This is a genomic window from Pontibacter mangrovi (assembly GCF_006385705.1).
In the GTDB taxonomy this organism is placed as follows: domain Bacteria; phylum Bacteroidota; class Bacteroidia; order Cytophagales; family Hymenobacteraceae; genus Pontibacter; species Pontibacter mangrovi.
Genome location: NZ_VFRQ01000007.1, coordinates 75932 through 100008, shown reverse-complemented (window position 1 = coordinate 100008; position 24077 = coordinate 75932). Strand labels below are relative to the sequence as shown.

General features: G+C 53.0%; 21 protein-coding genes. 14 read left to right on the top strand and 7 right to left on the bottom strand.

What is annotated here, in order from left to right; translation table 11 throughout:
• Window positions 1-257 precede the first annotated feature (257 nt).
• The 7 genes from FJM65_RS13930 to FJM65_RS13900 all read left to right on the top strand — a co-directional run bounded on the left by FJM65_RS13930 (window position 258) and on the right by FJM65_RS13900 (window position 6941).
• Entirely contained in the window at window positions 258-1643 is a 1386-nt protein-coding gene (locus tag FJM65_RS13930) for a sigma-54-dependent transcriptional regulator (RefSeq protein ID WP_140622158.1), read from the top strand.
• Window positions 1633-2985 carry a sensor histidine kinase gene (locus FJM65_RS13925; protein WP_140622157.1) on the top strand — a complete coding sequence of 451 codons (1353 nt, stop codon included), beginning with the start codon at window positions 1633-1635 and terminating at the stop codon, window positions 2983-2985. The genes FJM65_RS13930 and FJM65_RS13925 overlap by 11 nt, the downstream gene beginning before the upstream one ends.
• A 60-nt stretch (window positions 2986-3045) precedes the next feature.
• Entirely contained in the window at window positions 3046-3495 is a 450-nt protein-coding gene (locus tag FJM65_RS13920) for an OsmC family protein (protein ID WP_140622156.1), read from the top strand.
• A 121-nt stretch (window positions 3496-3616) separates the two neighbouring features.
• Window positions 3617-4933, top strand: coding sequence for a type IX secretion system plug protein (locus FJM65_RS13915; protein ID WP_140622155.1), 1317 nt, complete (start codon window positions 3617-3619; stop codon window positions 4931-4933).
• Window positions 4934-4995: 62 nt separating this feature from the next.
• On the top strand, window positions 4996-5646 hold the full coding sequence (locus FJM65_RS13910) for a hypothetical protein (protein ID WP_140622154.1): 651 nt from the start codon (window positions 4996-4998) through the stop codon (window positions 5644-5646).
• Between the two features lie 81 nt (window positions 5647-5727).
• Entirely contained in the window at window positions 5728-6045 is a 318-nt protein-coding gene (locus FJM65_RS13905) for a hypothetical protein (RefSeq protein WP_181163723.1), read from the top strand.
• A 236-nt stretch (window positions 6046-6281) separates the two neighbouring features.
• Entirely contained in the window at window positions 6282-6941 is a 660-nt protein-coding gene (locus FJM65_RS13900; protein WP_140622152.1) for a DUF6000 family protein, read from the top strand.
• A 67-nt stretch (window positions 6942-7008) separates the two neighbouring features.
• Here FJM65_RS13900 and ychF read toward each other — a convergent pair whose 3' ends face one another.
• Both ychF and FJM65_RS13890 read right to left on the bottom strand, forming a co-directional pair.
• Complete coding sequence (gene ychF / locus FJM65_RS13895) at window positions 7009-8106, bottom strand: redox-regulated ATPase YchF (RefSeq protein ID WP_140622151.1); 1098 nt, start codon at window positions 8104-8106, stop codon at window positions 7009-7011.
• Window positions 8107-8259: 153 nt separating this feature from the next.
• The gene (locus FJM65_RS13890) at window positions 8260-8592 is read right to left on the bottom strand and encodes a DUF3276 family protein (RefSeq protein ID WP_140622150.1); all 333 of its coding nucleotides are present in this window, start codon (window positions 8590-8592) and stop codon (window positions 8260-8262) included.
• Between the two features lie 136 nt (window positions 8593-8728).
• Here FJM65_RS13890 and FJM65_RS13885 point away from each other — a divergent pair, with 136 nt between their 5' ends.
• Both FJM65_RS13885 and FJM65_RS13880 read left to right on the top strand, forming a co-directional pair.
• Window positions 8729-9136, top strand: coding sequence for a septal ring lytic transglycosylase RlpA family protein (locus FJM65_RS13885; RefSeq protein ID WP_140622149.1), 408 nt, complete (start codon window positions 8729-8731; stop codon window positions 9134-9136).
• A gap of 3 nt (window positions 9137-9139) precedes the next feature.
• Window positions 9140-10051, top strand: a complete 912-nt coding sequence (locus tag FJM65_RS13880; RefSeq protein ID WP_140622148.1) for a DUF58 domain-containing protein — start codon at window positions 9140-9142, stop codon at window positions 10049-10051.
• A 37-nt stretch (window positions 10052-10088) separates the two neighbouring features.
• Here FJM65_RS13880 and FJM65_RS13875 read toward each other — a convergent pair whose 3' ends face one another.
• Both FJM65_RS13875 and pgi read right to left on the bottom strand, forming a co-directional pair.
• The gene (locus FJM65_RS13875) at window positions 10089-11672 is read right to left on the bottom strand and encodes a hypothetical protein (RefSeq protein WP_140622147.1); all 1584 of its coding nucleotides are present in this window, start codon (window positions 11670-11672) and stop codon (window positions 10089-10091) included.
• 103 nt (window positions 11673-11775) lie between these two features.
• Window positions 11776-13422 carry a glucose-6-phosphate isomerase gene (gene pgi, locus FJM65_RS13870; RefSeq protein ID WP_140622146.1) on the bottom strand — a complete coding sequence of 549 codons (1647 nt, stop codon included), beginning with the start codon at window positions 13420-13422 and terminating at the stop codon, window positions 11776-11778.
• 256 nt (window positions 13423-13678) lie between these two features.
• On the opposite strand from pgi, the gene FJM65_RS13865 reads away from it, so the two are divergent.
• The 5 genes from FJM65_RS13865 to FJM65_RS13850 all read left to right on the top strand — a co-directional run bounded on the left by FJM65_RS13865 (window position 13679) and on the right by FJM65_RS13850 (window position 19952).
• Entirely contained in the window at window positions 13679-13858 is a 180-nt protein-coding gene (locus FJM65_RS13865) for a hypothetical protein (RefSeq protein WP_140622145.1), read from the top strand.
• A 208-nt stretch (window positions 13859-14066) separates the two neighbouring features.
• Window positions 14067-14843 (top strand): HAD family hydrolase, encoded by a 777-nt coding sequence (locus FJM65_RS13860; RefSeq protein WP_140622144.1) that lies wholly within the window; start codon window positions 14067-14069, stop codon window positions 14841-14843.
• Window positions 14844-14993: 150 nt separating this feature from the next.
• Window positions 14994-16568 (top strand): trehalose-phosphatase, encoded by a 1575-nt coding sequence (gene otsB, locus FJM65_RS21540; RefSeq protein ID WP_181163722.1) that lies wholly within the window; start codon window positions 14994-14996, stop codon window positions 16566-16568.
• Between the two features lie 5 nt (window positions 16569-16573).
• Window positions 16574-18976 (top strand): glycoside hydrolase family 65 protein, encoded by a 2403-nt coding sequence (locus FJM65_RS21285; protein ID WP_181163721.1) that lies wholly within the window; start codon window positions 16574-16576, stop codon window positions 18974-18976.
• A gap of 25 nt (window positions 18977-19001) precedes the next feature.
• A complete protein-coding gene (locus FJM65_RS13850; protein ID WP_140622143.1) occupies window positions 19002-19952 on the top strand; it encodes a 1-phosphofructokinase family hexose kinase in 951 nt (316 codons plus the stop codon).
• A 41-nt stretch (window positions 19953-19993) separates the two neighbouring features.
• Here the strand turns inward: FJM65_RS13850 and fbaA are convergent, their stop codons facing one another.
• The 3 genes from fbaA to FJM65_RS13835 all read right to left on the bottom strand — a co-directional run bounded on the left by fbaA (window position 19994) and on the right by FJM65_RS13835 (window position 23884).
• Window positions 19994-21070 carry a class II fructose-bisphosphate aldolase gene (gene fbaA, locus FJM65_RS13845; protein ID WP_140622142.1) on the bottom strand — a complete coding sequence of 359 codons (1077 nt, stop codon included), beginning with the start codon at window positions 21068-21070 and terminating at the stop codon, window positions 19994-19996.
• A 126-nt stretch (window positions 21071-21196) separates the two neighbouring features.
• Window positions 21197-22702, bottom strand: coding sequence for an exonuclease domain-containing protein (locus tag FJM65_RS13840; protein WP_239022958.1), 1506 nt, complete (start codon window positions 22700-22702; stop codon window positions 21197-21199).
• A gap of 42 nt (window positions 22703-22744) precedes the next feature.
• Window positions 22745-23884 (bottom strand): AI-2E family transporter, encoded by a 1140-nt coding sequence (locus FJM65_RS13835; protein ID WP_140622140.1) that lies wholly within the window; start codon window positions 23882-23884, stop codon window positions 22745-22747.
• Window positions 23885-24077: the final 193 nt, after the last annotated feature.

Here is a 24077-nt window from a genome sequence, read left to right as displayed (position 1 = left end):
TCTTTGATAGGTAGCAGATTCGTTTATCTACTCAACCCATGGCCAATACCTGTGCCAAAGCCATAAAAGCGGGCTGCGGCTGCGCTTTTACAAGTATAGGTATTCTGCTATGTCCACTGCCGGACACTTTCTGTCCATGGCCGGACACCTCAAGTTATACTTTGTGCGCTAATTTCTTTAAATTGGTTAAGTATAAAGCTGGCACAGTATTTTACTGTAGTTGCTGAGCATGCACACTGCAATCAAACAGACAAACTATGGAAGAACAAAACCTGGGGCGGATCCTGGTGATCGATGATAATGAGGACGTACTTTTCTCAGCTAAAATGCTGCTGAAGCGCCACGCCAAGGAAGTTGTCATGGAAAAGAACCCGAAAAAGATCCCTTACCTGCTCTCCAACGAAGACTTTGACCTCATCCTGCTCGACATGAACTTCAGCCAGGACATTACCAGCGGCCAGGAGGGGTTTTATTGGCTTAAGGAGATATTAAAGTATGACCCTTCGGCGGTGGTGGTGATGATCACTGCCTACGGCGATGTGGAGATGGCGGTGAAGGCGCTGAAGGAAGGCGCCACTGACTTTGTGCTGAAACCCTGGCAGAACGAAAAGCTTATCGCCACGCTGTCGGCGGCGTCCAGGCTGCGCAGCTCCTACAAAGAGGTAAGCCAGCTGAAAGAAGTGAACCGCACCCTCAACTCCCAGCTTAGCAGCGGCAAAAATATCATTCAAGGCGACAGCAAGGCCATGCGCCAGCTGTTTTCCATTATCAATAAAGTAGCGAAAACCGACGCCGACATACTTTTATTGGGTGAGAACGGCACCGGCAAAGAGGTAATTGCCCGCACCATACATGAGCGCTCCTTGCGGGCCGACAAGGTGTTTGTAACCGTGGATATGGGCGCCATCACGGAGTCCTTGTTTGAGAGCGAGTTGTTTGGCCACAAAAAAGGAGCCTTTACCGATGCAAAAGAAGACCGGGTGGGCCGGATAGAGGCGGCGAATGGCGGCACCCTGTTTCTGGACGAGATTGGTAACCTGTCGCCGGCGATGCAGGCCAAGCTGTTGACGGTGCTGCAGCGGCGCGAGGTGGTGCGCGTGGGCACTAATAAACCTATTCCGGTAAACGTGCGCCTTATCTGCGCTACCAACATGCCGCTGAAAGAAATGGTGCAGCGCGGCGAGTTTCGGCAAGACCTGTTGTATCGCATCAACACGGTGGAGCTGCACCTGCCGCCCTTGCGCGAGCGCCTGGACGACCTGCCCCTTTTTGCCTCGCACTTTCTGCAGGTGTATGCCCAAAAGTATAAACAGCCGGTAAAACGCCTCGGCGAGTCGGCCCTGGCCCGCCTGCGCCGCTATAGCTGGCCAGGCAACGTGCGGGAGCTGCAGCATGCCCTGGAGCGGGCCTCGATTATGAGCGACAACCGGGAATTGCAAGCCGATGACTTTTTCTTCCTGGCAGAAGAGGCAACGCCCGCTGCGCCTGCCGTATCTGCCCAAACCCTGGACCTGGACGACCTGGAGCGGGAAGCGGTGCAACGGGCGCTGCAGAAGCACGAAGGCAACATCTCCAAGGCAGCCAAAGAACTGGGCCTGAGCCGCGGCGCGCTGTACCGAAGACTGGAGAAGTATGAGCTTTAGGAACTTTAAGCTGCAGTTCCTGCTGCGCATCCTGCTGTTGGTGGCTTCTGTTTTTACACTGGCCAGGCTGGAGTTTCGGCAGGAGTACACCGGCACCTTCCTGGGGCTGGGGGTTTTTATACTGCTGCAGGTCTGGCTGCTGATGTACGCGATGGAGCGCACAAACAGGCTCTTCCTCCGCTTCCTTAACTCCATTAAGTATGATGATTTCACAGAGCAGTTTCATGTGGGAGGGGAGGGGAAAACACAGGCGATGCTGGCGCTGCGCCTGAATGAAGTAATGGCCAAATTCAGGGAAGTTCGGGCCGAGAAGGAGGCGCACCTGCATTACTTTGAGGTGATCGTGCAGCATATCGGCATCGGCATTATTACCTACAAGCCCGACGGAAGTATACTTCTGCTGAACAACGCTGCCAAAAAGTTGCTGCAGGTAGGGCAGCTGCGGAAGGTGCAGGAGCTGCAGCAAAGCAGTCCGGAACTGGCGCTGGGGCTACAGCAGCTGGAGAGCGGCGATAAAGTGCTGGTGCCCGTGCGGCAGCAGGGGCAGCTGGCCAACCTGTCGGTGCATGTGATGGAGCTGTCGCTGCTGGGGGAACAGGTGCGCCTGGCTTCGCTGCAGAATATACAGTCGGAGCTGGAGGAGAAGGAAATGGAGGCCTGGGGCAAACTGATCCGGGTGCTGACGCATGAGATCATGAACTCCGTGACGCCGATTTCGTCCCTTTCGGCCAGCGCCTGCGAAGAGATCCATACCTATACCGATACCTCCGCCGAGGAAGTGACGCTGCTGCGCGAGGAACTGGAAGATATTGGCCAGTGCCTGCAAACCATCAGCCGACGCTCCGAGGGCCTTATCCGCTTTGTGAGCGAATTCCGGAACCTGACCACCATCTCGGTGCCTAAGATGAGCCGCTTTGATGTGGGGGAGCTGTTGCAGGAGATAAAGCTGCTGCTGCGTGAGCAGCTGGCCCGGCAGCAGGTGCACCTGGAGGTATGCGTCCCGCGTGACAGGATGCTGCTGACCGCCGACCGCAGTATGGTGGAGCAGGTACTCATTAACCTGGTGAAAAACGCTACCGAGGCCGTGCAGGAGCAGCAGGGGCTGGTAAGGCTGCAGGCCGCCCTGGATGAGCGCAGCCGGGTGGTGCTGTCGGTTTCGGATAACGGGCCGGGCATGACAGAGGAAGCGATGGCTAAAATCTTTATTCCGTTTTACAGCACCAAGAAAACCGGCTCTGGCATTGGGCTGAGCCTGTCGCGGCAGATGATGCGCCTGCACAAAGGCACTATTTCGGTGCAGTCGGAGCTGGGGCAGGGCACCACCTTTTTGCTTCGTTTTTAGCCTGGGGATAACTTTTATCTCGCACTTCCTTATATTATACCATCATCAGCAACACACACAATGGGTATACTGGAAGAAGAAGGTTTTGTAAAGGTTTTTGCCGACAGCGCCGCCCCGATGGTGGCACAGATAAGTGCCGGCACGGAGCGCATGACGATCGATGAGTCGGGCACGGCAGTAGGCGAGAAAAACGGCGCAGACCCTTACGATTTTATTTTGGCGGCGCTCGGCTCCTGCACGGTCATCACGCTGCACATGTACGCCCAGCGGAAAGGCTGGCCCCTGGAGCGGGCTGAAGTGAGCCTGCGGCACGAACGGATACATGCCGACGACTGCCAGCACTGCGAGAAAGCCGAGGCAAAACTTACCCACGTTACCAAGCATCTCCGCCTCACCGGCAACCTCAGCCCCGAGCAGCGGGAGCGCCTGAAAGTTATAGCGGGCAAATGCCCTGTGCAGAAAACGCTGGTGGCCGGCATCTCCATAGAAACCCATCTGCTGGACGAATAGCAAGTATAAGCGGTTTACGAATGAAGCCTGCGGTAACTGCTGTTGCGGCAGGCTTATACTTTTTAGCTATATTCGTTCTGATAACCTTGTGCTGTGCGGCAAAGCATGGCCATACCAAACGATGATACTTAAAAAATCAATTTATACTTACCTTTTGGCCGGAACGCTGGCAGTGGGCACTGTGGCTTGTGTGCCGATAGAGCAGCAGGCGCAAAGCAGCAGTAGCACCCAATCGCAGCTGCGCTACGAGGACTTTGTATACGACGAAAGTATACAGTCGGTGCAGGCCTACGTGGCCACCGGTTTTGAGGAGGAAGTGCTGGAGCCGCCGGTGGTGGAGCTAGGGCAGGGGCCGCCGGTCATCCTGGAGTTCGATCGCTTGAACGCTGCCCCGAACCGCCTGGTGGCAAAACTCATACACTGCGATGCCAGCTGGAAAGCCTCCTCTCTCAGCGACACCCAGTTTCTGAACACCTTTAATGAGTTCTTTATTACCGATGCGCAGAACTCTGTGAATACGCGCGTCAACTATGTACATTATCGTTTTCAGGTGCCGCCGGTAAAGCTAAGTGGCAATTACCTGCTGGTGGTGCAGGAGGAGGGCGGAAGCCTTTTGTTGTCGCAGCGCCTGATGGTATACCAGCAGCTGGTAACGGTATCGAGCAAACTGGGTGCGCCGCTGGGTCCGCAGGGCCGCGAAACGCGCCAGCCCGTGGAGTTTAACGTGTATTACCCGGACTATGAGCTGGTGAACCCCGCAGCGGAGGTGAAGGCCGTGCTGCGCCAGAACTTCCGCTGGGACAATGCCAAGCGCCTCGCCCGCCCTACTTATATACAGGATGCGCAGCGCCGCCTGGAGTATGTTTTCTTTGAGCCACAGGATTTGTTCAAGGGGCTCAGCGAGTTTAGGGCATTCGACACGCGCAGCCTGAACTACAAGGGCCTTGGTGTGGATGAGATAGACCTGCAGCAGAACCCGGCCATGGTATACTTGCAAATCGATAAAAACCGCAGCGGCCAGGCCTACAGCCAGGATCCGGACATCAACGGCATGCGCATTTTCGGCAACCGCCAGTACGGCAACGGCGATGTAAACGGGGACTATACCTGGGTAGATTTTGAGCTGCAGGCGTCGGAGAAAGTCCCCGGCGAGGTGTACCTGCAAGGCGACCTGACCAACTGGCGCCAAACCGAGGATGCCAAGCTGACCTATGATGCTGAACGACAAGCCTACACCGGCCGCATGCTGCTGAAGCAGGGTTACTTTAACTACTATTATACTTTAAAATCCGGCACTGCCGCCCCGGACGACAGCTATTTTGAGGGCAGCCACTTTGAGACCGGAAACACCTATGATATCCTCATCTATTACCGCCCGCCCGGCTCCCGCGCCGACTTGCTGATCGGTTATGAGCGGATGCTGTTTAACCGGAAGTAGGTACGGGTATAGTCTGGATAAGCGTAGGTTTACGCCTTTGAGGTAGTTAGCTCCAATAGGTAATGATGAAGATTAAGCCAAGTACAAGGAATATTAGTGTCGCTCTGACAATATCAATGTTGTTAGCTTACAAATTGTTGCTGGCTTCCCAAGACTTTCCCAGCTCCTTTACAAATGGTCTTCAAAGAACTGTTATTTTCATTGCATCTATCATTCTTATTCTAAATTTAACCTTCAGATTAAAATACAAGAGCGTGTTCGTGCTAGGGTATATAGCCCTGACAATTGCTTTGAGCTACCTGAATTTATGGAAGACTGCAACTAGGAATTATCTGGAAGAGAAAGACAAGTTCTTCTCAGGAATTGTGACAACACTTCACGGTGATACGACCAATCTTTCTTTAGGCCTCTATCAGGATTCAGTCGCATATAGAAGGGGCACAGACAGGCAAATCAGCCCCCTCAATTCTGATACCTTTCAAAGCTCCTTGATTTCTCTGAGTAAAAACACTGGAGTGAGAGAAATTGAGAAGGATAAGTTTATTACACTCTTTATCTTCAGTCGCTTCATCGACAATGGGTACGGCTTAGCCTATATTACTCCTTCAGATTTGGAAGAACTTTACAAACTGGAAAACTACAGACTGAATGGTTACCAAATAACAGGCCTGTCCAATGTTAAAGGCAACTGGTATTATATCTCATTTACTTAAAAACTAATAGAGCTAACCACACCCATAAGCCAGCTACGCCGCCTTATGGCCAAGTCCGTTATATGGGATTAAAATTATGAAATGAATGACTCGATGAAATTTGCCTTAGGTTACTACGAGAAGAGAATTTTACAAGAGTTCGCAATTGATGATGTTGGAATCAGCTTAGTAAAACTTGGTGAGAAAAGCTATGAAAAGGTAATTCCAGTAGACTTAAATAATCCAGACTTACTCAACCAACAAGAATTGGAAGTTGAAATAGCTGAAGTCATTAAATTCATTCAAAAAGTTTCTCAAAAAAAATATAGTAACCGCCCCGTCTGGTTAAAGACGAACATCATCGACCAAGCTGTAAATGATTGTGTTGGAATCGGACTTTTGAAAATAGATGGGCCTTAGTTGAAGTGTGTAATCTGTTCTCTCAATTTCGACAGAGCCGACCAAAGCGGAGACACAATAATAACAGTATTCGAAGTTGATTTCCAATGGGCAATCAACTTCGAACTATCGCAGGACATCAGCAGCTTGACTGTACAAAAATTTGAAAAATAACCTCTTACAGCAAAGTCTAGCATCTATGCTGCGGCTGAAGCCTTGCCATTTGCTATACCAGCACGTCGTACGTCAATCAAATTATGGAAGATAAAGAACGAAGGGAAGCAATCAAATGGCATGTTGCTGGAGCGACAGTGCTTCACAAGGGAAAGTTTGACAATTTGAATATTCCCCAAAATGAAAAGGAACTAGACAAGGCCTTTGTTGAAAAATTCGTTCTTCCATTTTACAATAACATTGGTACAATAGGAATAAATGTAGAGCTTTTAAGTAGGGAGACCAGAAGCATTTTCGATGAAATAGATGCAGAGGTAGTTGAGAGCCTTTTAAGTTATTTTAATTGGAGAACCAGAATTGTAGGGGCCTATTTCGCTGCTATCAAAAATATAAAGGAGCTTGAAGATTTAATAGGAATGCTACTTCTTAAGAGTGAGGTTGCTTATACTGGTAAAGTCTACTGTATGGCACTGGCAGAGTTTAACAACCAAAAATCAATTGACTTCCTAAATCAATACCTCGACTATTATCTTACACAAAAAGACCTATGGTTTGACCAAATAGATGCAATGGCAGCATTAGCTTATCTTGACAAGCTAAATTCAACAAAGGAGTTTAACAAACACTTATCTAAGTGGTCCGACTTTATAAGCGATAAGGAGTCTTTAAGCCTTACACAAGCAATTATTTCCTTTGAAAAAAACATGATAGCATTAAATGAGATAAAAAAGCATATTAGCTAAGTATAAAACAGAAATAGGCAGGTAAACCACCTGCCTATTTCTGTTTTATACTTAGAGTGCTTCAAACTTACACGTTAAAGCGGAAGTGCATGATGTCGCCGTCCTGCACCACGTATTCTTTGCCTTCCACGGCCATTTTGCCTGCTTCTTTGATTTTAGCCTCCGTGCCATATTTCTGGTAATCCTCCAGCTTGATCACCTCAGCGCGGATAAAGCCTTTCTCAAAGTCGGTGTGGATCACGCCGGCAGCCTGAGGGGCTCTCCAACCTTTCTCGATTGTCCAGGCGCGCACTTCTTTCACACCGGCGGTAAAGTAGGTGATCAGGTTCAGCAGGTCGTAAGAGGCGCGGATAAGCTTGTTCAAACCCGACTCTTTGAGGCCATACTCTGCCAAAAACATTTCTTTCTCCTCCGGGTCGGTCAGCTCGGCGATCTGGGCCTCGATAGAGGCGGAGATCAGCACTACCTGCGCGTTCTCGTCCTTCACGTGCTCTCGCAGCGTCTCGGAGTACTGGTTGCCGGTCAGCATAGAGTCTTCGTCTACGTTAGCGGCATAAATCACAGGTTTCTCCGTCAGCAGCTTCAGGTCTTCAACGGCCTCTTTCTCTTCTTCGGATACTTCCAAAGAACGCACATTTTGGCCGCTCTCCAGGTGCGCCTTATACTTCTCCAGCGCAGCCATCTCTTTCTTCGCCTTCGCATCGCCGGACTTAGCAGTACGGATCACTTTCTGGATTTTCTTGTCGACAGACTCCAAATCTTTCAGCTGCAGCTCGGTATCGATGATCTCCTTGTCGGAGATCGGGTCTACTTTGCCGGCTACGTGCACGATGTTGGGGTCCTCAAAGCAGCGCACCACGTGTATGATGGCGTCCACCTCACGGATGTTTGCCAGGAACTTGTTGCCCAAGCCCTCGCCTTTGCTGGCACCCTGCACCAGGCCGGCAATATCTACAAACTCAATTACCGTTGGCAGCACGCGCTCCGGGTGCACCAGTTCCTCCAGTATCTGCAGGCGCTCGTCGGGCACCGTGATCACGCCCACGTTAGGCTCAATGGTACAGAAAGGATAGTTGGCAGACTCTGCCTTGGCGTTAGAAATAGCGTTGAACAGGGTAGACTTGCCCACGTTTGGCAGGCCCACAATTCCGCATCGTAGTCCCATTTATACTTGTTTAGTTATTTCAGGCCGCAAAGATACAATATTTTAGGCAGCAACACCTGTGGTAGGCGCAATAAATAGGGCAGGGGCTTAAAACGAGAAAAGCCCGCTGCGGGTGCAACGGGCTTCTGGTATAAGTATGGGTTCAGGGAAAAACTATTCCCATTTCAGTTCTTCGTCAAAAGGCGCCTCTTCGTTCTCGCGCACCGGGTTTTCCAGGGCGGCCAGGGCCTCTTCTGTCAGCAGTTCGGATTTAACGTGGTCAATTGTTCCCTGCAGCGCCTCTATAAACTTCACGAAATCTTCTTTGTAGAGGAAGATTTTGTGCTTCTCGTAAGAGAAGCTGTCGTCTTTAAACTTCCGCTTGCTTTCCGTGATAGTCACATAGTAGTCGTTAGAGCGAGTAGACTTTACATCAAAGAAATAAGTTCTCTTTCCCGCTCTTACTCTCTGGGAATAAATTTCTGCTTTTTCGTTGTTCTCTTCCACCGTTAATTAGACGTTAAATTCAACCTTGAGAAGCCTAAAAGTAATATATACTTCTGATATATAAAAGTTTTAGAATTTAAAATTTAGATAAAAAATTTTACTTCTATATTTGTAGACGGACCAACTATGCGATACGATGAATGTATTTTCAATAGTATTGTTCTTTCTGCTTTCACTCGCTTCGGGCACCGCGCCCTATACTGCAAACGGCAAAGCCTCCTACTATGCCGACCGCTTCCAGGGAAGTAAAACCGCCAGCGGCGAGCGCTACGACAAGGCACAACTCACCGCCGCGCACCCCTCTTTGCCCTTCGGCACTAAAGTGCTGGTAGAGAATCTGAAGAATGGGAAAACCGTGGTTGTGCGCGTAAACGACCGCATGGCTAACCGCCACCGCCTCATTGATCTCTCCAAGGCTGCCGCCAAAGCCATCGGCATGGTGCAGGCCGGCACCGCCACGGTAAGTATAACCGAAGTGGCCGACGAGCCACAACAAGACACGCCTTTTGCCGTTTCAGAAGCAGACAGCACCCCAAAGCAGTAAACCATGAAAAAGCCCCTTACCCTTGCTGATGTACAGAAGTTCGAGAACATGGAGTTTCTGGCAAAGCAGCTGGTGGAGGGTTTTATTACAGGGCTGCACCAGTCGCCCTACCACGGGTTTTCGGTGGAGTTTTCGGAGCACCGCCTCTACAACAACGGCGAAAGCACCCGCCACATCGACTGGAAAGTATACGCCCGCACCGATAAGCTATTTGTGAAGCGCTACGAGGAGGAGACCAATTTGCGCTGCCATATCCTGCTGGACGTATCACCCTCCATGTACTACCCGCTGGAGAACAACGGCAAACTTACCTTCTCCGCCCTCTGCGCCGGTGCCCTGGCCACCCTGCTGCGCAAGCAGCGCGATGCCGTGGGGCTGGTGACTTTCTCCGACAAAATCGAGCAGCAGACGCCGGTCCGTTCCACCGCCTCACACCTGCATACCTTGCTTTTGCTCTTGCAGCAGCAACTGGAGCAGAAGCCCACCGCTACAGACACGAACGTGGCCGACGTGGTGCACCAGATCGCGCAGCAAATACCGAAACGCTCCCTGGTGGTCATCTTTAGTGATATGCTGAGCCGGGTAGAGGATATGGATGCTACCTTCGCCGCGCTGCAGCACCTGAAGCACCAGAACCACGAGGTACTTTTGTTTCATGTGATGGACCGCAAAACAGAGGAAGAGTTTGAGTTTGACGAGCGGCCTTACGTGTTCGTGGATGTGGAGACAGGGCAGGAGGTGAAGCTGCAGCCCTCGCAGGTGCGCGAGCATTATCGCACGGCTGTAGAAAGCTACAAAAAAGAGCTAACCCTGAAGTGCGGGCAGTATAAGATCGATTTTGTGCCGGTCGATATCAGCGAGCCTTTTGATAAGGTGCTTTATGCTTACCTGGTAAAACGCGCCAAAGGACGGTAAGCCTCCTTGTTTGATGATCCTAGAATCCGATTAACCATCAATTGCCTTCCCGGTCGTAGGCGTGCACCCGCACATCACTGGTGGTCTTGTCTTTGGCCTCAGAGCCCAGGTAGATGTCGTTGCCCCGGTCAGTGTCGAAAATGTACGTATACTTCTTCCAGCCGCTCACCGCGGAGCTGTCTGCCATCTCATCTTCCCCAAGCCCGCCGTATATTTTTACCAGAATGCTCTGGTTTACCTTACCGGTAAGTATAGATTCGTCGTCGCCAGCCAACCCGTGAAGTATGATTTCCTCTGTTTCGCTGCGGTTAAAGGTCCTGTCGTAAAGCTGCTTTTCCGGTTGATGGTGGCGACTTACGGTTACCTGTACCTCCTCGTCGTTTAGACGGTTTACCCGGAAGTCTTCCTCTGCATCGGAGCCCGGTATGGTTACTTTTTTGGCCAATAGCTCATACATGCGGGCGGCGGCTTTGGGCAGCAGGTCGCGGCGGCTTTTTAGGTTGGCTGCCAGTTCCTGGCCAATCAACCTATAAATAGGGGGCGGCAATTGTTTTACAGCCACTTCAATTACGTTGTCGGTGAGCTGGCGCTGCATATCAGCAGCTATACGTTGCCAGTCCTGCAGGCTCAGTTGGTTTAGCAGGCGCTCATCCATAAAAGCCGCGTTAATCATGTAGGCCCCCACGTCGCTAAAGTCATGGTCAAACGTATGGAACTTACGGGCCAGCAGTTTGCTTGTGGCGATAAAAGGGATTACCCCATCCTTCATTTTAATGAACACCTGGTCGCGGTCTTTCGGGATGGGCGTATAAACAGTGTCAGCGCCCTGCGCTGTTACAGCCCAGTCCCATTGGCCCTTGTGCCGGTCCCAGTCGCCGATGAGCAGGTCCAGCAGGCGGGCGCGGGCAAAGGCTTGTTGGTTGAACCGGTACACGTTGCCCTGAAACCGCTTCCGCAGGGCATCCTCCGACTCTGCAAAGCCGATGACATCCGGGGCAAAGGCAGGCGTGATGTCCGCCGTAGTCTCATACTTTTCTTCCAGCATAAACACTTTTCCCTGTATCTGCCGGCTATACTCGCCGAACAGCGTATCATCGGCGGCCACATAGTATAGCTTCGGGTTGGTATGATACACCCCCGCGGCTTTGGCAAGCGGTGGCACTACCAATGCCCCAAACGGGTTGGCAGCTGATGTTTGGTCGCGGAGAATGTTGGTGACGAAAGTGCCCTGCCAAAAAGGGTTTACCACTTCTTTCGGGTCTTTATCGATAGAGCGGAAGGCGTAGAGGCGCCCTTGTTTGTCCTGCAGGTGAAAGCTGGTGGTCTGGTAGCCGCCGCCTTTCTTCACAACCCGCATCCCCCCATGTAGAGAATCAAGATGGAAGATGGGCAGCTGCACCGGGGTTGTCCAGAGCTGACGGTTATGGTCGCCCCAGAAAAAACGGTAAAAGCCGCTGCGGTCGTAATGGCGCCCAAGTATAACCCAGGTGCTGTCCGGACCGGCAGCGGCTTTTTCGCTTAGTTCTTCTTTAGAGGCAAGGGCATCGTGCTGAAAAAAATCATCGTCTGCGCAGCTGCTTAGCAGCAGGCAACCGAACAACACTATAACCGCTCGCTTCATGTATGTTAGTTCAGCGTTAAAAGCGTAGAGTGATGGGTTGTTAAAGTGCTGCGCGTGTACGAGCAACTGTAAATCCTTAACTCTTTACTTCTAACTATATGTGCTACTTATTTTCCTTGTAGTACGCCATCAGGCCGCTGGTAGAGCTGTCGTGGCTGGCAGTTTTGCCCTGCAGCAGCTCGCCCTCTATGGTACCGGCCAGCTGTTTGCCCAGCTCCACGCCCCATTGGTCAAAGCTGTAGATATTCCAGATCACGCCCTGCACAAACGTTTTATGTTCATACATCGCCACCAGGCTGCCCAGCTCAAACGGCGTCAGCTTTTTCATCATGATGGAGGTGGTGGGTTTGTTGCCCTCAAACAGCTTGTGCGGCAACAGCTGCTCCAGTTCCTCGCCGCTCATGCCTTTCTGCTCCAGCTCCTGGCGCACCTCGTTGGCGTTTTTTCCTTTCATCAGCGCCTCCGTCTGGGCAAAGAAGTTAGATAGCAGCAGCGGGTGGTGGTTCCCAATCGGGTTTTGGCTTTCAGCCGGGGCTATAAAATCGCAGGGGATTAGGATGGTGCCCTGGTGAATGAGCTGGAAGAAAGAGTGCTGGCTGTTGGTGCCCGCCGCACCCCAAACCACCGGCTGCGTCTGGTAATCCACGCGGTTGCCGTTGCGGTCGGTGCTTTTGCCGTTGCTCTCCATCAGCAGCTGCTGCAGGTACTCGGGCAGCAGGCGCAGGTACTGATCGTATGGAAGTATGGCATGGGTCTGGCAGCCAAAGAAGTTTGTGTACCAGATGCTCAGCAGCGCCATCAGCACCGGAATATTTTTCTCCAGGGGCTCCTGGCGGAAGTGCTTGTCCATCGACTCAGCGCCGCGCAGCAGCTCCTCAAACTTATCATAGCCCAGCGCGCAGGCAACCGACAGGCCAATAGCTGACCAAAGCGAGAAACGGCCGCCAACCCAATCCCAGAAGCGGAAAGCGTTTTCTTCCGCAATGCCGAATTTGGTTACCGCCTCAATGTTGGTAGAAAGCGCCACGAAATGCTTTTTGATGTGCTCGCGGTCCACGGCCTTGTTCAGGAACCAGCCACGGGCCGTTTCAGCGTTCGTGATTGTCTCCTTGGTAGTAAAGGTTTTGGAGGCGATAATGAACAGTGTTGTCTCCGGGTCGAGCTTACGCAGCACCTCGGCAGCGTCCGTGCCGTCCACGTTGGAGATAAAGTATACTTCCAGGTCCGGCTTCTGATACTTCTTCAGGGCCTCCACCACCATTTTCGGGCCCAGATCAGAGCCGCCGATGCCGATGTTTACCACGCTCCGGATGCGTTTGCCGGTGTAGCCGGTCCACTCGCCGGAGTGCAGCTTATCGCAGAAATCACGCATCTGCCCCTGTACCTGGCGCACCTCCTGCAGTGCATTCTCGCCTTCTACCTGCAGCTGCTCATCCGAAAAGTTGCGCAGGGCCGTATGCAGCACCGCGCGGTTCTCGGTAGCATTTATTTTTTCGCCGCTAAACATACTTTCTATGGCACCCGGCACGTCCATCTCCTGGGCCAGTTGTACCAGCAGTGGCAGCGTTTCGGCTGTGATGCGGTTTTTAGAAAGATCGTAAAGCGTGTCGTTTAGCTTAAACGTGAACCTGTTGAAGCGGTCCGTATCCTGTGCAAACAGGTCGCGCAGGTGCTGTGGCTGCACCGTCTTAAAATGCTCTTCCAGTTTTTTCCAGGCTTCGGTTTGGTTTGGAGCGTAGTTTTTCAGCATAATGGTCTTTGGTCGTTATAATACAAGTCTCCGGCCTCAACTACTCTTGTAAGCGCAGTCGGGTTGCGGCTATTTGGTTTTACGCGCCTTTCTTGCTTGGCGCTTTGTTGGGTATCAAAGGTAGGAATTCTGGCTTAAAGTATGTTCAGCCCTGGCAAAGCGGCTGGCATCATCAGCCAAAAAATAACTATAAACCTGCCGGGCCCGCACAAAGTATACATAAAAACAGGCAGTGCGCCCGTTAAGAACGTAAGGTATGAAAGAAAACAGCAAAAGCCGGCCATCTGGCAAAAAGCACCACGAGCTAAAAGAAAGTATAGAAAAGAAGGGAGCCGGGCAGGCAAACGGCTACATTACCGGTGGCCCGCACCCGGACACCAGGCCGGAGCAGGGGCCGGATGTGCCGCCGCAGGAGCGAACAGAAGGCATTCCCTAGCTGCGATGAAATTAAACTTCTTTAAAAAGAAGCAAAGCACTGGCACGCCTGTGGCAGGAACATCTGCAATTTAATACCCGTAGATGCTGAAACTATGCAGCCATGTGCCTATATTTGATGAGCTAAATATAAGGTGGCTGCGGCCACAGCTGGGGCAAAACGGCCTTACTGGCAGAAAAAGAAACCTATCAAGCAAAGCCTATACAGTATGAGTAAACTGAGTGATCTTTTACAAGAGCGAAATATACAAGCCCTCATCCTGGACATGGATGGTGTAATTACCAACACCGCTGGTCTGCACGCAGAGGCCTGGAAAAAGCTGTGCGACTCCTTTTTAAAGCAGCGTGGCGAGCAGGACGGTAAAAATTATAAGCTGTTCGACCTGAAGGAGGACTACCAAACTTTTGTGCACGACGTGCCCCGCATCGATGCCATGCGCAACTTTATGGAGTCCCGCGGCATTACGCTGCCAGAGGGCGAGCCGAACGAAGACGCTGAAAGCAACACCCTGATCGGGCTGGGGGAGCGCAAGGATTTATACTTCCATGAGCTGCTGAAGCAGAACGGCGTGGTGGTGTTTGAGGATGCCATACAGTGGGTAAAGGAGCAGCAGGCGGCAGGTATGAAAACCGCCATTGTGTCGGCAAGCCGTAACTGCCTGACTATACTTCGTCGTGCCGGGTTGGATAAACTTTTCGAGGTGCGGGTAGACAAGTTACTGGCATCGGAGCTGAAGCTGAAAAACAAGCCCGCTCCGGACATTTACCTGGAAGCTGCCCGCCGCTTGGGGGCAGACCCTGCCGCCACAGCTGTTTTCGAGGATACAGTTGCCGGCATTGAAGGGGCAAAAGCAGGTAACTTTGGCCTGGTTGTGGGCATCGACCGCAGCCACCTGCAGGAGCGCCTGGAAATGAAGGGCGCCGACACCGTGATTAAAGGATTTACCGGCGAGCTGCAAAGCGCCAGTGCCTCCGTAAATTTCTAGTCTATACCTCACAGCATTAAAAAGAGCCTCTTCCTGAAAAAGAGGCTCTTTTTGTATGGGCCAAATGCAGCAGAAAAACAACTTATTGCCTTTAACCAGAGTATGATTTCCTGAATAGCCCCGGCGTTTATACCTGAACCATACGTGCCCATGCCGCAACAGAACCTTTTTCAGATACTGGAAAGCAGAAAGGTGAAAGCCCTGATTTTTGATCTGGATGGGGTGATCACGCAGACCGCAAAGCTGCATGCCAGCGCCTGGAAAAGTATGTTTGACGCCTACCTGCAGCAGCGCGGTGAAAAAGAGGGCAAAACATACCCGCCGCTGGAAATCGCCACCGACTACCGCCGCTACCTCGACGGGATGCCGCGTACGGACGGTGTGCGAAATTTTCTGGCCTCCCGGGGTATCACCCTGCCCGAAGGCAGTCCGACGGATGCTCCGGGCACCGAAACGGTGGCAGGCATCGGTAACCTAAAGAACAAGCATTTCCAGGAAACCCTGCTTCGCGAAGGCGTGGAAGTATACCCTGACGCCGCTGCTTTTTTAAAGGCGATGCAGCGCGGCTATCGCATAGCAGTTATCTCCGCCAGCAAAAATTGCCAGGCCATACTTGCGGCGGCAGGGCTGGAGGCATTTTTCGAGGTGCGGGTAGATGGCGTGGTGGCAGAAGCGCTTAAACTAAGGGGAAAGCCCCAGCCCGATGTTTTTCTGGAGGCAGCCCGCAGGCTGGGCATCGCCCCGAAGCAGGCCGCCGTGTTTGAGGACGCGCAGGCTGGCGTAGCGGCCGGTAAGGCAGGCGGCTTTGCCTTGGTGGTGGGCATAGACCGAACAAATCAGGCGGAAGAACTTTTAGCAAATGGCGCCGACCTGGTGCTGCAAGAATTCCCAACTCAACAGGATATGATGAACACAAGTACAAAACAAGTGCAGCGGCACGATGGCAAAACGCTTTCCTCGGCCTTAAACAAGGTGCAGGAGCTGTTGCAGGGCAAAACACCGGCCGTTTTTCTGGACTACGACGGCTGCCTGAGCCCCATTGTAAAAGATCCTGCCAAAGCCTTTATGTCGGAGCCTATGCGGCAGACGCTGCAGAAGCTAGCGAGCCGATGCCCGGTGGCCGTGGTGAGTGGCCGCGACCGGGCTGACGTGGCCAAACTCGTGCAGCTGGACAATTTATACTTTGCCGGCTCGCATGGCTTCGATATCTCCGGGCCGAACAACATGCATACCGAGCCGGGAGGGGCAGCCGCCGCCGTGCCCGCCCTGGACCAGGCGCAGCAGGAGTTAAACGAGCGCCTGCGGGATGTGCCCGGTGTGCTGGTGGAACGAAAACGCTACGCCATTGCCGTGCACTACCGTAACGTGCCCGAAGAGCAGGTAAGCAAGGTGCTGGATGTGACGCATGAGGTGCTGGCAAAGCATGAAGCGCTAAAGCCCGGACCAGGAAAAATGGTGCTGGAGCTAAAGCCAAACCTGGACTGGCACAAAGGCAAGGCGGTACACTGGCTGCTGCAAGAGCTGCACCTGAACAAGCCCGGCATTATTCCGCTGTACATTGGCGATGATTTGACGGATGAGGACGCGTTTGCAGCCTTACAGGGAGAGGGGATCGGCATATTGGTAGGAGAGCATGACGAGGAAACGGCAGCCACTTACCGGCTGGAGAACGTGGAGGAGGTGCAGGCGTTTTTAGAGGCTTTGTCGGAACAAGTGAAACACTAAAAGCGATGCAGGAGTGGAAAGTAAGCTATGAGGCCTGGCAGCCGGAGCAACAGCAGCTGCGGGAGGCGCTCTGCACCCTTGGTAACGGCTATTTTGCCACCCGTGGTGCCTTCGAGGAGCAGTCTGCTGACAAAGGCGTGCACTACCCCGGCACGTACCTGGCCGGCGGGTATAACCGGCTTACCTCCGAAATATCCGGCACGCACATCGAGAACGAAGACCTGGTAAACTGGCCCAACTGGCTGCCGCTCACGTTTCGGCATCCCGACGAAACCTGGTTCTCGGTCCATCAGGTGGAGCTTATCGGCTTTCATCAGGAACTGGACATGCATGCCGGGCTGCTGTCGCGTCGCCTGCACTTCCGGGATAAGCTGGGCCGCGAAACCTCGCTGCTCAGCCGCAGGTTCGTCAGTATGGCTAATAAGCACGTGGCGGCGCTGCAATGGGAGATCACGGCGTTAAACTGGTCAGGACCCATCGAAGTGAAAGCGGCGCTGGACGGGCTGGTTACCAACAGCGGCGTGGCGCGCTACAGCGACCTGAAGAACAAGCACCTGCAGCCCCTGGAGCAGGGCCGGCTGAACGATGATACCGTTTTTCTGGAAGTGCAGACCGTGCAGTCGAAACTCCTGATGGGGCAGGCTGCGCGGGTGCGCGTGTACCAGGAGGCGGTGCCGGTGCAGGTGGAGCGAACGGTGCAGGTGCAGGAGGGCTTTGTGGCCCAGCTGCTAACAGTTGAGTGCCAGCAGAACAAGCCGCTCCGCATCGAGAAAGTGGTGCAGCTGCATACCTCCCGCGACCAGGCCATTACGGAGCCGCTGCAGGAAGCGTGTAAAAACATTGTGAGGCAGGGCAGCTTTGAGCACCTGTTTGGGCAGCACAAGCTGGCCTGGCAGCGGCTCTGGCGCCGCTGCGACCTGGAGATTTCCTGCAACATCAAAACACAGTCTATACTTCGGCTGCATATTTTTCATCTGCTGCAAACCGTTTCGGCTAATACAGTTGGGTTTGATGTAGGCGTGCCGGCGCGTGGCCTGCACGGGGAGGCTTACCGGGGCCATATTTTCTGGGATGAGCTATTTATTTTCCCTTTCCTGAACCTGCGCCTGCCCGAGCTTACCCGTGAGCTTCTGCTGTACCGTTACCGCCGTTTGCCGGAAGCGCGCTACGCCGCCACACAGGCCGGCTACCGCGGAGCTATGTTCCCGTGGCAGAGCGGCAGCAACGGCCGCGAAGAGACACAGGTCATCCACCTGAACCCAAAGTCCGGGCGCTGGCTGCCTGACAACACGCACCTGCAGCGCCACATCAACGCGGCCATTGCCTACAATGTATGGCAGTACTACCAGACCACCGAAGACACGGGCTTTATGACTTTTATGGGGGCCGAGATGATCTTCGATATTGCCCAGTTCTGGTCTACCATCGCCACCTACAGCCAAGAGCGGGGCAGGTTTGAGATCCGGAACGTGGTGGGGCCGGATGAGTACCATACTGGTTATCCCGATGCCACAGAGCCGGGGCTCAACAACAATGCCTACACCAATGTGATGGCAGCCTGGGTGCTGCAAACGGCGCTGAAGCTGATGGGTGTGCTGGCCAAGTCGCGGGTCGACGAACTGTTCCAAAAGCTAAACCTGACAGGGGAGGACCTGGCCCGGTGGCGCGAAATTGCAGGCAATATGTACGTGCCCTTCATCAGCGACAGCCGCGTGATCGCGCAGTTCGATGGGTATGAGGCGCTGGAGGAGTTTCCGTGGGAGGAGTACAAGGCAAAGTATGGCGAGGCCATGCGCCTGGACCGCATCCTGGAAAGCGAGGGCGAAAACGTGAACAAGTATAAAGCCAGCAAGCAGGCAGATGTTCTCATGCTGTTTTATTTGTTCTCCTCCGAAGAGCTGGTGGAGGTTTTCCAGAAACTCAAGTATGATTTCAAGCCTGAAAGCATTCCGGAGAACATTGCCTACTATGATCAGCGCACGTCGCACGGCTCCACGCTTAGCAAAATTGTGCATGCGTGGGTGCTGGCGCGCTCAGACAGGAAGAAGGCCTGGAGCAATTTTCAAGTAGCCCTCGTTAGCGACTTGGAGGATATTCAGGGCGGCACGACAGCCGAGGGCATCCACCTGGGCGCGATGGCCGGCACCGTGGACCTGGTGCAGCGCAGCTTTACCGGCCTCGAGATCCGGGATAACGTGCTCTGGCTGAACCCGGTGCTGCCGGAAGACATGGGTTGCCTGAACCTGGAGATTCGCTACCGCAACCACTGGATCTCCCTTAAGCTAACACAGGACACGATGCAGGTTTGCTTCGACAGGGGTTGGACCAAGGAGGTGCAGATAGGGGTGCTGGGGCAGGTGTATACCTTCCAAACCGGCGAGCAGCGGGTGTTTAACATTGCCCGCTAAACAATCTATACTTTTCAAACATACTATGAGCGATATTATTACTATCACCCTAAACCCTGCCCTGGATAAAAGTACCCATGTGGCGCAGGTGATGCCAGAGAAAAAACTACGCTGCACCGAACCTATTTTTGAGCCAGGCGGCGGCGGCATTAACGTATCAAGGGCACTTCGGAAGCTGGGCTCCAAATCTTGCGCCTGGATACTAGTGGGAGGCCCTGCAGGTGAGCGTATTTGCAGCATGCTGCAACAGGAAGGCGTAGACTTCCGGGAAATGAAGACCAAAAACTGGACCAGAGAAAACCTGATGGTGAAAGAGGACAACTCCGGCAACCAGTTCCGCTTCGGCATGCCGGGGCCGGAGATATACGAAGAGGAGTGGCGGCGGTGCTTGGAGGACCTGGAGAAACTTCCTGCTGAGAAAGTGCCTAAGTATGTGGTGGCCAGCGGAAGCCTGCCGCCCGGCGTTCCGGATGATTTTTATGCCCAATTGGCCGCCATTGCGGTTCGGAAGAACTTCAGGCTTATAGTGGATACTTCGGGACCTGCGCTGCTGAAGGCAGCCGGCAAAGGCGTGTTTCTGCTGAAGCCAAACGTCGGGGAACTGGCAGCCCTGGCAGGCAAAGAGAAGATATCTGCTATGGAGCAGGAGGAAATTGCGCAACAGGTGCTACGGGAAGGCAAGTGCCAGGTGCTGGTCGTGTCGCTGGGGCCAAGAGGAGCGATGCTGGCCTCCAAAGAAGGAACTGTTTACATTACGCCACCTACCGTGCCGCAGCAAAGCGCCGTAGGGGCCGGCGATAGCATGGTGGCGGGTATGGTCGTGAGCCTGATGAGGGGCGACAGTTTAGAGCAAATGGCACGTTATGGCGTGGCTGCCGGTACGGCCGCCACCATGACGCCCGGCTCCGAGCTATGCCGTAAGGAAGACACCGAAAAGATTTACCAGTGGCTGCAGGAGCACAAAAGCCAATCTTAAAAAAGTATGGCGAGGTTTTCGCCTCGCCATACTTCTACATATTAATTGCGGTCGATCGCGTTCAGGTCCGTAAAGGCCTCTTTCAACCGGGCGATAAAGGTTTTCTCGCCTTCGCGCAGCCATACGCGCGGGTCGTAGTACTTCTTGTTAGGAGAGTCCTCGCCTTCCGGGTTTCCGATCTGGCTCTGCAGGTACTCTTTCTTGCCTTCGTAATAGTTACGCACGCCTTCCCAGAAGGCCCACTGCATATCCGTATCAATGTTCATCTTGATGGCGCCATACTCGATCGCTTCTTTGATCAGATGCTTCTCTGAGCCTGAGCCGCCATGGAACACAAAATGCACCGGGTTAGGGCCTGTGCCAAACTGCTTCTGAATGTAGTCCTGTGAGTTTTTCAGGATGATAGGGCGCAACTCTACGTTACCTGGCTTGTACACGCCGTGCACGTTTCCGAAAGCGGCGGCAATGGTAAAGCGGTGGCTAATTTTGTTCAGTTCTTCGTAGGCAAAGGCCACTTCCTCTGGCTGGGTATAAAGCCTGGAGCTGTCTACGCCGGTGTTGTCCACACCGTCTTCCTCGCCGCCAGTCACGCCCAACTCTATCTCTACTGTCATGCCCATTCGGTCCATGCGCTTCAGGTAGCTGGCGCAGGTCTCAATGTTTTCTTTTATCTCTTCTTCAGAAAGATCCAGCATGTGCGAGCTGTACAACGGCTTGCCGTGCTGCTCATAAAACTTCTCGCCGGCATCCAGCAGGCCGTCAATCCAAGGCAGCAGCTTTTTAGCGGCATGGTCGGTATGCAGTACCACCGGCACGCCATAGGCCTCGGCCATCAGGTGCACGTGCTGCGCACCGGAAACAGCGCCAGCAATAGCGGCTTTCTGCCCATCGTTTGCCAGGCCTTTGCCAGCAAAAAACTGAGCGCCGCCGTGCGAGAACTGAATGATCACCGGGGAGTTCACTGCTTTGGCAGTTTCCAAAACCGCATTCACAGAGTCGGTGCCGATTACGTTTACCGCCGGAAGCGCGAAATTATTTTCGTTGGCATACTTAAACAGCTCGGTTACCTCATCGCCAAAAAGCACGCCTGGTCTGAATCTTGTCTTTGTTTCGTTCACAGAATTATCTTTAAAATAATGGTTAATTGATAAACTATTGTAAAACACGCGCTATCGACGGTTTTGCGACCTGAATTTAGGAGCCTTTTGCTGTAAATGCAAGTTCGGCCGCTAAGCCGGGCCAACTTAGTCGAATACAAGCACTTTGTCTTTGTGCTTGCCGCGCATGTAATTACGGATGATCTGCTGGATGTCTTTGTTGTCGTTGTAGCGCTGGATGGCCTCTTTGAACTCTTCCAGGCTGCTGGCCGAGAAGGTGTCATCCACAAATCCAAAGCCCAGGTAGGTGCCGTGCTCCACCACTACCACCGAGCGCTCGCCGGGCTCGCGCCCCTTCCCGATAATCACAAAGCTGTTGTGCTCGTAGGTAAACGACTCAATGGCTTCATCCACCCGCTTGTTATACTCCTCCGGGCTTTCCTGGCCGACGCAGGCGCCATTGCACTGGTGCACCTGGTAATCGAAGCAGGCGCCGTTGGTCTTGTACAAGTCACAGAGTTTTTGGCACAGGTTATACTTGGCTACTTTATGAAACAGGAAGCCCTTAGCCTTGAAGTGGTTCGATAAGGCGATGATGGGTGTCATGCTGACATTGTCGGCTTTGTTGATGCTCCCGAACGTCAGGCGCTTATACCCCTCCTTGTCGGTGTAGGCGAAGATGCCGGTGTTGAACACGCTGCGGCGCTGCTGGCGGTTGTAGTGCGGTTTCATCCGCTTTATCTCCGCCGACTCAAACAGCAGTGCCACCAGCTCATTTCCCATCAACTCATAAGTTATGTCAGCGATGTTGTTTTTAAAGTCCAGTGACTTACGGCTTTTGTAATCAATGTTAAAGTGCTGGATGATGCGCTTTTTGATGTTGATGCTCTTGCCCACGTAGATCACCTCGCCGGCCTCGTTGTGGAAGTAGTATACGCCCGGCACCATTGGCAGCGCGTCCACCTGCTCTTTTCTGATGGCAGGCGGCAGCAGAGAGGTTTTAATCTCCTGCTTAAGCACCTGTGTGGTATGCTCGGAGGCCATGTTCATGTTGCCATCCACCACGGGGCGGTTAAGTTTGATCAGCCTATCGAAAAGTAAGGCGGTTGCCTCCGCGTCGCCGATGGCGCGGTGGCGCTGGTTTAGCGGGATGTCTATACTTTTGCAAAGCTTACCCAGGCTGTAGGAGGGCAGGCCCGGCATCAGGGAGCGGCTGAGGCGCACGGTGCAAAGCGTCTTGCGCTGAAAGGTAAAGCCCAGGTCAGCGAACTCCTTTTTGATAAAGGAATAGTCGAAGCGCACGTTGTGGGCCACAAACACCTTGCCCTCGGTAAACTCCACTATCTCTTTGGCCACCTCATAAAACTTAGGCGCGTCCTGCACCATGTCGTCTTTTATGCCTGTAAGCTGGGTGATGAAGAAGGGGATAGGCCGCTCCGGGTTGACGAGCGTGTGGTACTTGTCCACTATCTTTTCCCCGTCGTGTATGAAAATGGCAATCTCGGTGATCTTGTCCTGGTGTGGCTGACCTCCGGTTGTCTCAATGTCTACTATTGCGTACAAATGGCTCTGGTTTAGGTCGTGTGCGTGTGAGGCCGCGGCAAAAGCCTCAGGCTCTTTCTCTAAACCAATATTTTTAGTAATCCGTTTCAATTGCCTTTATTTTGCTGTTTGCGGCAAATATATTTAGCAAATTTATTGGTCGGGGTTTCTTTTGCCTCGCCAAATGCCGTTCACTATCTCATCCAGCCAGCTCCGTACTTTCCCTTTACGCTTGGGCTTCACCTCGTCTATGTCGGAGAGAAGAAACCCAAAGGGCTGCAGCGGCTCATATACATCGAAAATCACTTTTAGCATCGCAATGAGCGGAATAGAGAGCACCATGCCTGCCGCTCCCCACACCTCGCCGCCCACCAGCAAGGCCACTATGGCCGCGAAAGGGTTTATACTTACCTTGGAGCCCACCACGAAGGGCGTGATGAAATTGCCTTCCAGAAACTGCACGAACATAAACACCAGCACCACCAGCACGGCATCCAGCAGGTTGCCGGTGGTGGCCAGCGTAAACACCGCCGGCAGCGAGGCCCCGAGCAGAATGCCGATGTAGGGGATAATGGTGAGGATGGAAGCGAACACGCCGAAGAAGATGGCATACTTTACCCCAAGTATAAGCAGGCCCGCCGAATTTAGCAGCGCCACCACCACAATCACGATCATCAGCCCGGAAATATAGCTTTGCACCACATGCTGTATGTTGGTGACGGTCTGGATGACGCCGCTGCGGCGGTCTTTGGCCACAAACTTGAACATGAACTGCTCCAGGTGGTCGCGGTAGTACAGCAGCAGGAACACAAAAATGGGCACCAGCGTGAGCATCGTGATAGCGCCGGTGGTGATGGAGATGGTGCTGCCCAGAAACGTGGTGGAAATATCCTGCAAGCCGCCGATGGCGTTCTGTATGAGCTGCGTGCGATCAGGGGCCTCTATGCCGAAATGGGATGCCACGTACTCCTGCGCGTTCAGGATCAGCTTTTCGATATTGCTGCCAATGGTGTCGAGCTCAGAGGTAAGGCTTACCAACTGCATCGATAGGAACCAGACCACCATGCCCAGTATGATGATCACCAGCGTGATGCTGCAGAAAATTGCCAGCGGCCTGGGGAAGCGCAGCCGGTTTTCCATATCGCGTGTCAGGGGCAGCAGCAGCAAGGCAAAAAGGAGCCCGAAGGTAAGCGGCATCAGCACCGGCCGGAACATCTGTATAAAATAGATAAGCAGCAGCAGGCCAAGCAGGATGACGGTGTACTTAAAGTATGAGGGTAACTTAATTTCCATGTAAGGGCATCAATGTCGTTTTCAGGATAGGGGCATGCGTGTTCTCGCTCAACAAACTTAAACAATAGATCAGGCTGAAACTATATAAATATTAGTATATAATTTTACTAAAAAAATTAGTTTTTAGCACCTGTACAAAGTTTGGTTTTACTGAACCGGAAAGCTTGAATTTTGGTTATTAAAAGAGATATGG